This window comes from Chryseobacterium sp. FP211-J200, from assembly GCF_001643375.1.
GTDB lineage: Bacteria > Bacteroidota > Bacteroidia > Flavobacteriales > Weeksellaceae > Epilithonimonas > Epilithonimonas ginsengisoli.
Map to the genome: position 1 here is coordinate 36,841 of NZ_LSHB01000030.1, position 11,498 is coordinate 48,338.

13 protein-coding genes are annotated in these 11,498 nt (G+C 35.2%); 1 reads left to right on the top strand and 12 read right to left on the bottom strand.

Features of this window, described 5'->3' with window-relative positions; translation table 11 throughout:
- Positions 1 to 21: 21 nt before the first annotated feature.
- The 6 genes from AXA65_RS10630 to AXA65_RS10655 form a co-directional block, all read right to left on the bottom strand.
- On the bottom strand, positions 22 to 903 hold the full coding sequence (locus tag AXA65_RS10630) for a hypothetical protein (RefSeq protein ID WP_063970082.1): 882 nt from the start codon (positions 901 to 903) through the stop codon (positions 22 to 24).
- Positions 903 to 1,580: a RadC family protein gene (radC, locus tag AXA65_RS10635; protein WP_063970083.1), complete on the bottom strand. Its 678-nt coding sequence runs from the start codon at positions 1,578 to 1,580 to the stop codon at positions 903 to 905. Before radC ends, AXA65_RS10630 begins: the two co-directional genes overlap by 1 nt.
- Before the next feature lie 24 nt (positions 1,581 to 1,604).
- A complete protein-coding gene (locus AXA65_RS10640) occupies positions 1,605 to 2,204 on the bottom strand; it encodes a murein L,D-transpeptidase catalytic domain-containing protein (protein ID WP_063970084.1) in 600 nt (199 codons plus the stop codon).
- A 51-nt stretch (positions 2,205 to 2,255) separates the two neighbouring features.
- The gene (locus tag AXA65_RS10645; RefSeq protein WP_063970085.1) at positions 2,256 to 2,816 is read right to left on the bottom strand and encodes a hypothetical protein; all 561 of its coding nucleotides are present in this window, start codon (positions 2,814 to 2,816) and stop codon (positions 2,256 to 2,258) included.
- Between the two features lie 18 nt (positions 2,817 to 2,834).
- Entirely contained in the window at positions 2,835 to 3,503 is a 669-nt protein-coding gene (locus tag AXA65_RS10650; RefSeq protein WP_063970086.1) for an ABC transporter ATP-binding protein, read from the bottom strand.
- 234 nt (positions 3,504 to 3,737) lie between these two features.
- Positions 3,738 to 6,065: an ATP-dependent helicase gene (locus AXA65_RS10655; protein ID WP_063970087.1), complete on the bottom strand. Its 2,328-nt coding sequence runs from the start codon at positions 6,063 to 6,065 to the stop codon at positions 3,738 to 3,740.
- A gap of 148 nt (positions 6,066 to 6,213) precedes the next feature.
- Between AXA65_RS10655 and AXA65_RS10660 the strand changes: the two genes are divergently transcribed.
- Positions 6,214 to 7,299, top strand: coding sequence for an FUSC family protein (locus AXA65_RS10660; RefSeq protein ID WP_063970088.1), 1,086 nt, complete (start codon positions 6,214 to 6,216; stop codon positions 7,297 to 7,299).
- A gap of 6 nt (positions 7,300 to 7,305) precedes the next feature.
- Here AXA65_RS10660 and AXA65_RS10665 read toward each other — a convergent pair whose 3' ends face one another.
- Genes AXA65_RS10665 through AXA65_RS10690 form a run of 6 tightly spaced genes read right to left on the bottom strand, consistent with a single transcriptional unit; the run spans position 7,306 to position 11,451 of the window.
- Entirely contained in the window at positions 7,306 to 7,659 is a 354-nt protein-coding gene (locus AXA65_RS10665) for a hypothetical protein (protein WP_063970089.1), read from the bottom strand.
- Between the two features lies 1 nt (position 7,660).
- On the bottom strand, positions 7,661 to 7,843 hold the full coding sequence (locus AXA65_RS10670) for a hypothetical protein (protein ID WP_063970090.1): 183 nt from the start codon (positions 7,841 to 7,843) through the stop codon (positions 7,661 to 7,663).
- Between the two features lie 15 nt (positions 7,844 to 7,858).
- Positions 7,859 to 8,902, bottom strand: a complete 1,044-nt coding sequence (locus tag AXA65_RS10675) for a hypothetical protein (RefSeq protein WP_063970091.1) — start codon at positions 8,900 to 8,902, stop codon at positions 7,859 to 7,861.
- A gap of 9 nt (positions 8,903 to 8,911) precedes the next feature.
- On the bottom strand, positions 8,912 to 9,724 hold the full coding sequence (locus tag AXA65_RS10680) for a DNA alkylation repair protein (protein WP_063970132.1): 813 nt from the start codon (positions 9,722 to 9,724) through the stop codon (positions 8,912 to 8,914).
- A gap of 13 nt (positions 9,725 to 9,737) precedes the next feature.
- Positions 9,738 to 10,649: a glycosyltransferase family 2 protein gene (locus AXA65_RS10685; RefSeq protein WP_063970092.1), complete on the bottom strand. Its 912-nt coding sequence runs from the start codon at positions 10,647 to 10,649 to the stop codon at positions 9,738 to 9,740.
- A 1-nt stretch (position 10,650) separates the two neighbouring features.
- Entirely contained in the window at positions 10,651 to 11,451 is an 801-nt protein-coding gene (locus tag AXA65_RS10690) for a class I SAM-dependent methyltransferase (protein ID WP_131797802.1), read from the bottom strand.
- Positions 11,452 to 11,498: the final 47 nt, after the last annotated feature.

Consider the following 11,498-nt stretch of genomic DNA (forward strand, 5'->3'; position numbering starts at 1 on the left):
ATCTGAAATCGGACTGCAAAATTAAGAAATTTTTAGCCAATTTTTGATCAAATCTTTTTTTGAATTTTGAATCACGTGATATTCTTGCAGATCGGAGCCAAAACTTTTGAAGAAAACCTCGATGCCACGGATGCTTCCGCCCATAAAGTTGAAGGCTTTGGTTTCGATATTCAAATGTAAAATCCTGTCTATCAGAAAAGAGGCGCCGTTGTGGTTTTTCAGTTCTTCGTTATTCAGAAGTCCCAGAAGCGAGAAATAGTTTTCATTATCAATCAAAACTGCCACGTTTGTTAAATTTTCTTCATAATAACTTCCGAACATTTTTAGTTGCTTTTTTTTGTCCAGGAACAAAAGATACTGAATAAAGAAATCCATATCACTCTCCTTTTCCAAACCTTTGAAATTATTTTTGATGAATTCCAAAATATCCTTTTTTGCAAATACTTCTCTGAACTCGAGATATTGCGCGGTTTTCACAGTTGACTTTCTTCCTTTAAAATATTTTTTGCGTCTGAGAAAAGCATATTCCTGAACTGGAAGATAGAAATTTTTCTTTGTAACGAGTTTGGTTTCAAAGTCATTGTGAAAATTGAAACTATAATTGATGACATTATAATTGGTCTTCAAAAACTTTAGAAATTTTTCATTAATTAATTCATTAGACTTTCCAAAAATCCCCAATTGCTGACAGAACAAAGGCATTAAAACTACCTTGAAAAAAGTCTTTTTCACAAACGGAATTGGCATCACGGCTTCGTAATCGCCATAAACCAAAAGTTCCCAATTTTTGCTTAAGAAATCGAGTATTTCTTTTTCACAATAATAATTTTTCTGAACAGAATTTTCTATGCAATTGTTATATTTTTCAAAATCAATATCTTGATACTTAATTCTTTCTATCATTACAAAATACCTTCGTCTTTAAAACTATAATATTTATTCTGAGTCAGGATCAGATGGTCGAGCAGATCGATGTCCAATAATTTGCCTGCGTCTTTTATCTTTTGAGTGATATTAATATCTTCTTTGCTCGGTTTCAAACTGCCAGCAGGATGATTGTGTGCTATGATAATTTGGGTGGAGAAATGTTCCAAAGCCGTTTTGAAAACCACACGAACATCGGCAACAGAACTCGCAATTCCGCCTCGGAAAAGACAGGTTTTGTACAAGATTTTGTTTTGATGATTGAGGAAAATCGTCCAGAATTCTTCCGTATGCAAATCTGACAAATGCGGTTGCAAAATCTCGAAAGCATCTTGGCTACTACTGATTTGCTGCCTTTCCAAAACTTCTTGCTGAGACTTCCTGTTCCCGATTTCCAAAGCTGTGGCAATAGAAATGGCTTTTGCCTCGCCTACACCTTTGAATTTTGTCAAATCTTTTATAGAAAGCTGACTTAGTCGGTGCCAATTGTTTTCTACTGAATTTAAAATCCTTCTTGCCAATTCCACTGCAGATTCTTCCCGATTTCCACTTCCCATAATAATGGCCAACAACTCCGAATCCGAAACTGCCGATTTCCCTTTCAACAGGAATTTTTCTCTTGGGCGGTCGTCTTCCGCAAGGGATTTTAGGTTCAAGGTTTTTGGTACTGGGTTTTAAAATTAATTATAGGCGTAAATTATCAATTTTTTATCAGATTTATCTATATGTTGTTCCAGAATTTTGAAGAAATTATCGGAAACCATTGGACAACCGAAACTTAAACAAATTTCTTCGGACTGTTCCACATCCGGAACGCAACTCAATCTGTGCAAAACGATGGCTCTGTTCCTTGCATTGCTATTGGTTTCATCAAGTCCTGTCAATCGGTATGACATCCCGAATTTTCCTTTGTATTTCTCCTCAACTACGTATTTTCCTAATGACGAACAATGTGAACCGTCAATATTACTAAACTTCAAATTACCATTGACTTTTCCATCTTCCGAACCGTCACCGTGTGCAACTAACCCTTTTTGTACAATTTTTCCCGATTTCAAATCCACTACAAAAAAGCTGAATTTGTAAGATGAGATTGAGAAATCTATTAAAAAAGCTTTACCCGAATTGTAATCTGATTCTTTCAAAAACGCTTTTAATTCGGCTATTTTCTGAGAGATTTTCGCTTCAGGACTTGCGTAATGAATGGAATGATTTTCCTGAGATTTTACTTCGCAGGAAATCATTAGAAACGAGAGAAGAAATAGTAAAAATGGTTTCAAGAAATTGTGTTTATCAAACTAAACGGGAATTTCAAAAAAATAATATTGATGTTACTCAATCAGACTTCTAAAATATCCCTTCGCATTATAAATAGAATCATTAGGTGTAAATTTTATTTCTAATTCAATTTTACCATAAATACTATCTCCCTTTTTATAATTTGATTTGTTTAAAGTCAATTTCTGTTGTTTTATAATATATGGTTCGGATTCTAAAAAATCAGAAGTAGAAACAACATCTGTATATGATTCTGCTGTTGTATAAAAATAGTTTTTATACTTCAAAACATTGATGTTTATCCCCGAATAACCGTCTCCACGGTTAAATCTTAAAATTAGAAGATTTGGATATTTGGGGTTTAAGGTAGAATTAAAATTAAAACTTACAGTATCACTTTTATTTTCAAATAGCTCAAAATCAGTTTTTACTTTTGCTAAATAAGAATTTAAAAAAAAATTCTGAAATATTTTTTTGTCAAGAATTTTAATTCCTTTTGATTTATCTATGTTCTCATCATAACTTATTTTGTTCCATTTTGAAATAAAATAAATTGCTCCTAAAATTGAAACAGTAAGAATAAATAACAGTATAAGTTTAAGAATTCTTTTCACAAACTATCAATAAAATATCTACAAAACAATCTGTCCATCCTTCATCACCAACTTTCTATCCGTACTTTCCGCCAAAACAGAATTGTGCGTCACAATCACAAAAGTCTGATGGTATTTGTCCCTCAAATCAAAAAACAATTGATGAAGCGCATCTGCATTTTTGGAATCGAGGTTTCCTGTCGGTTCATCTGCGTAGATGATTTTTGGAGAATTAATCAAAGCTCTCGCAACTGCAACTCTCTGAGATTCACCACCGGAAAGTTGAGACGGCTTGTGGTGCAATCGGCTGGCGATATTCAAATCTTCAAACAATGAATGTGCTTTTTCCAAAACTTCTTTTTCAGGAATTCCACCAATTCTGGATGGCAAAAGAACATTTTCCAAAGCTGTAAATTCTGGCAACAACTGATGATTCTGAAATACAAAACCAATATTCTTATTTCTGAATTTTGACAATTCTCGGTCTTTCATTTTCAGAAAACTGTTGCCATCCAAAGCGATGTCGGTTCCGTATTTGTCCGGGTCAGAAGGATTGTCCAAGGTTCCCAGAATCTGAAGAAGCGTAGATTTTCCCGCGCCGGATTCCCCAACGATAGAAACAACTTCTCCCGCTTTTATCGTGATGTCAACGCCTTTCAGAACTTCCAAAGTTCCGTAAAATTTATGTATGTTTTTTGCTCGAATCATAGTATTGCTTTTGGCTTCTAGCGAATTGCTTTTGGCTTTTTTATTATTAAAATATTAACCACAAAAGTCACAAAAGTTTGTCTTGTTTTCTAAGTTTTTCAAAAGTTCAAAAAAGCATCACATCAATGCAATTCTTTTTTGTTCTTTCTTAAGAATTAGTTTCACCTAATTCTTTTGTGACTTTTGTGGTTAAAAAAATTATTTTTTGAATCTTTTGCCTTTATTCTTGTCTCTTTATATTTTCGTCAATTTCGCAAATTTCAGGATAAGATTTTTCTCGCCTTCATTTTTGAAAATCACTTTTGCTTTGATGTTTTGAGGGTCCGTTCCGTCCAAAAACTCAACGGTTCCAACGCCAAAACGGTCGTGTCTCACGTTGTCTCCCACTTCTATATCTTGCGAAGATTGCCCCGTAGGATTGATGATTCTGGCGGTTGCAACCGGTTTCAATTGTTTTGGAACTGGCGCATTGATATTTCTTTCCAGCGTTTTCTTCTCCTCTTTCTTTTTGAAAAATCGAGGTTCAGAGGGCGCATCATCAAAAATATTGGAATCGATTCCAGAACGGTTGATGAATTTCAACTCATTCAAAGGATTGATTAATTCAATATATTTTGAATCGATTTCGCTCAAGAATCGTGAAGGTTCTGCATCGGTGATTTTTCCCCATTGGAATCTGGAAACGGCATAAGTGAAGAAAACTTCCTTCTCGGCTCTTGTTAAAGCGACATAAAACAAACGTCTTTCTTCCTCCAATTCTTCTCTTGTGGACGAACTCATAAAGCTAGGGAAAAGATTTTCTTCCAAGCCAACCAAGTGAACGATAGGGAATTCCAGACCTTTGGATAAGTGAATGGTCATCAACGACACTTTGTTAGTATCGTCGTCTTTATCATTTTGAGTATCAGAAGACAATGCAATATTTTCCATAAAATTGGACAAACTTGGGTCGCCACCTTCCACTTGAATTTGTTCCTCAATAAAACCTTGCATCGAGTTCAGTAATTCCTGAATATTCTCAACTCTGGAAATACCTTCCGGCGTTTGGTCTTCCTTCAGTAGTTTGATGAGTCCGCTTCGTTTCGCTACTTCCATCGCAACATCGTAAACGTTATCGGTTTTTAGCATTACTTGGAAGGCCTTTATCATCGCCCAGAAATCGCCGAGTTTGGTAATGATTCCATTATTCAAGCCTAATTGCGGCGCATAGAAACCGAGATTGTCCAAAACCTGAGTCGTTGGCACATTCTGAGAATCTGCAAAAACAATCAGTTTATTTTGAGTCGTTTCACCAATTCCTCTCGCTGGAAAATTGATGATTCTGGCCAAAGCTTCAGAGTCATTTTCATTCACCAAAAGTCTTAGGTAAGCCAATAAATCTTTCACTTCTTTCCTTTGATAGAAAGACAATCCGCCGTAAACTCGGTACGGAATATTCTTTTTTCTCAACGCATCTTCAAACGCTCTGGTTTGTGAATTGGTTCTGTACAGAATCGCAAAATCTGAGAAGTGACGTTGTTGCGTGTTATGTTTTTCGAAAATATTGGCAGAAACAAAGTTGGCTTCGTCCGCATCAGAAAGACTTCGGTACACTTTTATCTTTTCGCCGACTTCATTTTCACTGAAAACATTTTTCTTGAATTGCTGTAAATTTTTAGAAATCACAACATTCGCTGCATCCACGATATTTTGGGTCGAACGGTAGTTTTGTTCCAATGAAACCGTGACTGCATCGGGATAATCTTTTTTGAAATTGAGAATGTTGTAAATATTCGCACCACGGAAAGAGTAAATGGATTGTGCATCGTCTCCAACCACACAAATATTTTCAAATTTTGAAGCCAAAGCCTTGACAATCAAATACTGGGAATGATTCGTATCTTGGTACTCATCCACCAAAATATATCGGAATCGGTCTTGGTATTTAGCCAAAACTTCTGGAAATCTCGTCAACAACTCATTGGTTTTCAATAACAAATCATCGAAATCCATCGCACCATTTCGGAAACAGACTTCCACATATTTTTTGTAAATATTGCCAATCTGTTTCATATTCGCCTTTTCATCGGCTTCCATCAATTCCGGATTGTTGAAATAGGCATTGACCGTGATAAGATTATTTTTATACTGAGAAATTCTCGAAAGTACTTTTTTCGCTTTATAGATTTCTGAATCGATGTTCAAGTCTTTGATGACCTTCTTCATTACATTCAAAGCGTCCTGCATATCGTAAATCGTGAAGTTGGAAGGATAACCGAGATGATGGCCTTCGCTTCTCAAAATCCTTGCAAAAACCGAGTGGAAAGTTCCCATCCAAAGCGCTCTTGCATCACTTGGGCCAGCTACTTTTGCGATACGTTCCTTCATCTCCTTCGCCGCTTTGTTGGTAAAAGTCAACGACAAAATATTGAAAGGGTCTACTCCATTTTTTATCAGATGGGCGATCCGCATTGTGAGAACCCGTGTCTTGCCAGAACCTGCGCCTGCCAAAACCATCAACGGTCCTTGTAATGTGGTAACTGCCTCAAGCTGAGGCTTATTGAGTCCTTTCAGATAATCCATTCTATTCTCGAAATTTTAAGATAACAAAAATAGCGTTTTTTATGCAATTTTCCAGTCCATTATCATTTGATTTTGGTCGATTATGGGTAATTTTGCACTTGTAAAAAATGAAACCCTAAACCACGATCAAATCTAATAAAATCAAAACTTGAAATCTGACTATCTTAAAAACGAACTCCTCTCCTTTTTCAAATTAAAACCTTCGCCGAGAAGCTGGCATATTCCTTTTCTGGCGGGACTTGCGGTTGGAATTCCGTTGATGTTTGGTTACTTTTTGGGGGACATCAGGTCTGCGCTTACAGCCAGTCTTGCAGGATTGGTCATCATTTATATTCCCAGCAACAGTGGCTTTATCGAGACGATGATGAAGATGTTTGTTTGTTCTTTTGGGATGATTATTTCGTACAGTTTGGGATTGGCGTTTAGTTTTAATCTTTGGATTGCATCGTTGGTTTTTGGGATTTTATCGACAGTTGCTTATTTTGTTGCAAGATATTTTAATCTAAAACCGCCGGGGAGTTTTTTCTTTATAATGATGGCCTCAATGGCAATCGGACTTCCACACGCGCCTGAATTGATTCCAAAACGAGTTGGAATTTTCACGATTGGAACTCTTAGTGCTTGTCTTATTTGTTTGATTTACAGTTTATTGATTTCTAAAAAAGAACTTAACAAAAATGTAGCAACTTTTAATATCAATCCTTACGTCAATCTTGTAGAATCCTTTATCATCGGGATATGTATGTTGGTTTCGGTTTTTGTGGGTAAATTTTTCAATCTTGATTATCCTTACTGGATTCCGATTTCCAGCTTGGCAGTTTTGCAGGGCGTCAATAGTTACCACATCTGGAAACGTGGGTTGCATCGGATTATCGGGACAACTATCGGACTTGGAATTGCTTGGTTAATCTTTTCTTACGTTACTTCGCCTTTATGGATTTGTATCTGCATCATCACGCTTCAAATCATCGTCGAAATTTTAATTACAAGACATTATGCTTTGGCCGTGATGTTTCTGACACCAATGGGAATTCTTCTCGCCGAAACCGGAAGTTCTACTTCACTTGAACCCGATTACTTGTTGCAAATGAGATTTTTAGAGATTTTAATTGGAAGCGCGATTGGTTGTGTTGGTGGCTGGTTTTTGTATAATGAAAGAATTAGATTCAATTCCATCAAACATTTGAGAAGGTCAAAAGTGGTTTTGAGAAAGAGTTTTCAGAGAGCGAAATAATAATCTTTATTGCATTGTAGCGATGTAGGCAAAAAGAGACAAAACTGTTACAACCGCGAGAACTATTATCATATTATTGGCATCGGCCAAGTTGTTTTTATTTTTCTTTCTTAAGTTTTTTGCCTCGGCGATCATAATTCCAAACCACGCAATTACAATCGCAAGCGCTAAAATGGCAAGGCCAATTTCACCATCAATTGCAGCTACAAATAATAGTCCAAGTATGAGAACTGTCGCAACAATTAAAATAACGACTCTTATAATACTGTGAACCAAGACATTTTGCTTTGGAACGGGAAGATTTGAAATCTCTTTTTCATCATCCTTGATATCGAACAATTCATTAAATTCTTCGTTCATATCATTTCTGTTTTTGATACAATTTGACAAAAAAAGAAGTAAGCCCTGCATAGGCCAGAATCTGTAAAATATTGGTTACCAAATAGACATTTTCCGAAAAGCCGTAACGTTGGAACATGTACGCCAATTGGATCAAAGTCAAGATCACCAAAGAAACAACGGCTATTAAAGTGTAATTTTTCATCAATATATTTTTTAATTAAATATTTTCAAGAAGTAATTTAAGTTTTTTAGAGACAATTTCATTCGAATAGTTGCTAAAATCAAATTTAAGGTTTTTTACCTCAGAAAACTGAGATTGTAAATCTTTTTGTTCTGCCATAATAAAATCTAAATCAGAAGGATAAGTGGTCGGGAAAATCGCAGGTTTTCCATATTTGATAGCGTCGCCGATGTTTCCGCTGATTTTAGTTTTTCCGTAGATTTCTTTAACCGAAAAGAACGCGGTTTCGGTTTGAATTGGGCAATATAAAATATCTGTTTTCAACATCCATTCATCAAATTCTCCCTGTATTAATTTTTCTTCAAAGTGTTGAATTTTAATAAATTGAGGAGATTCATCTACAAGTTTATTTAATCTTTCTAATTCTTCATCAAAAGCTTTTCCCAGAAATACAATTTCGTAATTATGATTGATATCTTTAAAGTTTTTTAGCTTTTCAAAGAACGAATAATAATCTCTCCTACTTTGAGAAACTGCGCCAGGAACTACAATTCTAATTATATCTTTTTGCGAAGTTTCAGAATTAAATTGATTAAAAATAATCGGCAGAAATTTCAAATCATTTTGTTTGGCTATCAATTCATCAATTCCTAAAAGATATTTCGCTCTCTTGTAAACTTTAGGAGCTTCCAAAAATCCTTCTTTCAGGAATAATTTGAGTCTGTATTGTCGGTCTTTTTTGAAAATACTTTTGAACAATTCCCATCTTGAAGCTTTTGTAAAGTTCAGATTATGAACCACAATCGCCGTATTATATTTCTTGACAATCGCTTTATAAAAATTGAAATGCCGATGAACCGTTCCAATGATTATCAAATCATATTTCTTCTTTTTCAAGACTTCCAAAAGTTCAGAATAATCTGTTAGGAAGATGTTTTTCCCTTCGAGTTTAAGTAATTTGTAGATTTTCTCAGAAAAATAAAAATCAACAGAAAGGTCAGTTGAATTTTTCGTCAATTCAAAGAAATTATTGGCAAGCTCTGCGTGTGTATCGAGTTCTATGTAAGCGATTCTCTTCATGTCTTCATTCTATGATTTTGCCTTGTCAATAGTTCTCAAAGCTCTTTTTACAATGTAGTTTGTTTCTTTTGTATTGCTCTCCTGCAACCACTTTCTACAAAGTTCTTCCACAAATTTTGCTTGAGTTTTACTTGCATCATTCAACCAATTTCCCACACTATCCTGAACATATTTTGACTTGTCCGATTTTAATTTTTCCAGTATTGGCGAGGCAATTTCTGGATTTTGTTTTAATTGTTCGATATGCTCGGACCAAACACCTCGCGGTCTTGTAGCTTCAGTTGAAAACCTTCTCACGTTTTCATCGTCATCATTTGTCCATTGAGAAAGGATTGCCAAACTTTTTTCCAAATGCTTTAAAATTTTGGGTCTTATTGCCAACCACGAAATTTCCCTGACTCCAAAATGTTTGTCAGCAGCAAAAATTTTTATCTTTTCAAGAGTTTCTTCAATACCTAGGTTTTGGTTTTTTCCAATCGTATAAGTCGCCCAACAGCGGACAACATCAGCTTTGTGAATGGAAATGATAGATAAGATTTCTTCATCATTATTAGAAATCGACAACTCAAAAAGTGCAGTCCCAATCGCTTCGTTTATGGTATTTACAGTTTGTTTTTTTAGATTCTCGACATTGGACAATATTGGTTCCAAATAATGTTCTCTATTGTGTTTTCTGAGTAGATTTTTCAACAAAATGGTTTGATCGATAGCCAGCCATTCCACAAGATTGGCGGTTTCTATCTCTCCAGAATTCAGTTGCTCCAAAATATCTGCAGGAATATCTTTTGTAGAACGTGCGCCTTTTCTTTTTGTGTCCGTCATTTTTAATAAAATTTCATAATCCGAAGTTTTTAAAGAACTCTTTCCATCGCAGATTCCGGATAAATTTGATTTCTTCATTACTCAATCCGCGTTTTTCATTTTGTTTTAAAAATGAACCGATCGTGATCAAAAATTCTTTCGCAGAGCGGTTTTTGAAACTGGACTTTACAGAAGAGATCATTGCTAAAGGCAAACTCAAACCTATGTTGTAAAAATATTGCCCAAGTTTTTCCGCTTTCTGGTCTTTGTATTTGTAAGCTGTTGGACGCAAATGTTTGACCCAAATATCTTTAATGGTTATAACTTCCCAACCGCTTTTTTTAGCCAGCAAAACATCTAAGTTGTCCCAGCCTAAAACGGGTCTAAGTCCATTCATAGCTTCAAAGCATTCCTTTCTATAAGCCTTTATCGGGCCACGAACGTGATCCTTGGATGATAGATTTTCGAAAACCCAAGCGTGATTTTTATTGCTAAAATCAAACAAATTTTCACTTGGTAATTTCAGATTTTTAATTTCTGGATTTTGCTTGTAATTTCTGATGTAAACCAAACCGGAAACTAATCCAGCTTTCGGATTTTGTTTAAAAACTTGATTTACCTTTTCAAGATAATTTCTAGGAAAAATGATGTCTGCATCATATTTGCAAATCACATCAAAGCTTTTCCAATCTACAGATTCCAAACCTTTGTTAAATGTTCTCACCACTTTTGCACCTGGTTGATGTTCAGATATTTCTAGATCCTGAATCTTGAATCTAGAATCCTGAATCTTAAAATCATTTATGATCTGAGAAGTGTTATCTGTTGAACCATCATTCACGACCACACAAATGAAATCCTGAAAACTCTGCTTTTGCAAAGATTCCAAACACGAAGCAATGCTCTGTTCTTCGTTGTGCGCAGGAATAATGATGAGAAATTTCAAGTTAAAATTGGTTTGATTTTAATTTCACTTCAAACAAAACTTCCGGTGTTTTCGGACTTTCAAACGTTGAAGTTTTATATTTTTTCTTTGTGAAAATGGCACACATCGTATTTTGCGGATGATAAAGATTATGATGCAATTCTTTTGGCAACGCATCCAAAATCGCCTTGAAAACTTCATATCGGATTTTCTCAGGATTGTAGGCGTAATCGTGCCACACAACCACTGTTTCGTCGTGAACCAAATGCTGAAAAACCTTTTCTGTGTCGTGTTTTACCATTTCGTAAGAATGGTCGCCATCTATGAAAATGAGATCATATTTTTTATTCAATCCAGCAAAATCATAGGTTTTGGTGTTGCCTTCAAGATGCAGGATTTTTGGATTTTTCTTGGATAAAATTCCGTGAAGTTCCGCATATCTTTTGTTCCAACCCATTGCTTCCATTTCTTCTTTGGAAAGGTTGAGTGTTGTACAATCATCAATTTCTTTCGCTACGTTCCATACACTTTCTCCTCGCCAAGTTCCAATTTCGAAATAAGAATTTTTTCCTTTAGATAAGGTCTTTAACAAAGCCAAATCTGTCGGAAGTGAACCGCCGTCCAAAATGCACAAATCAATGTTCGATTCAAAATTTCCGCCCGAAATTTCGTCCAAAGAAACTTCCGGAAGACTTAAAAATTGAGGATATTTTTTTTGAAATTCTTGTTTTCTAATATCATTCAGATCGAGAATAATATTGAGTAAACTTGGTTGTTTGATGATGTACTGAATGGCGTTCTTTAACTTCTGAAGCTTCGTCATTGATGGTGGAATTAGTTTTAAAAAATCTTCTAATTTGATTAGAAGCC

What these genes read in the sequence shown, in the direction of transcription:
- AXA65_RS10630 (WP_063970082.1), bottom strand. Translation starts at nt 903, where the DNA reads ATGATAGAAAGAATTAAGTATCAAGATATTGATTTTGAAAAATATAAC.
- AXA65_RS10650 (WP_063970086.1), bottom strand. Translation starts at nt 3,503, where the DNA reads ATGATTCGAGCAAAAAACATACATAAATTTTACGGAACTTTGGAAGTT.
- AXA65_RS10655 (WP_063970087.1), bottom strand. Translation starts at nt 6,065, where the DNA reads ATGGATTATCTGAAAGGACTCAATAAGCCTCAGCTTGAGGCAGTTACC.
- AXA65_RS10665 (WP_063970089.1), bottom strand. Translation starts at nt 7,659, where the DNA reads ATGAACGAAGAATTTAATGAATTGTTCGATATCAAGGATGATGAAAAA.
- AXA65_RS10670 (WP_063970090.1), bottom strand. Translation starts at nt 7,843, where the DNA reads ATGAAAAATTACACTTTAATAGCCGTTGTTTCTTTGGTGATCTTGACT.
- AXA65_RS10675 (WP_063970091.1), bottom strand. Translation starts at nt 8,902, where the DNA reads ATGAAGAGAATCGCTTACATAGAACTCGATACACACGCAGAGCTTGCC.
- AXA65_RS10680 (WP_063970132.1), bottom strand. Translation starts at nt 9,724, where the DNA reads ATGACGGACACAAAAAGAAAAGGCGCACGTTCTACAAAAGATATTCCT.
- AXA65_RS10690 (WP_131797802.1), bottom strand. Translation starts at nt 11,451, where the DNA reads ATGACGAAGCTTCAGAAGTTAAAGAACGCCATTCAGTACATCATCAAA.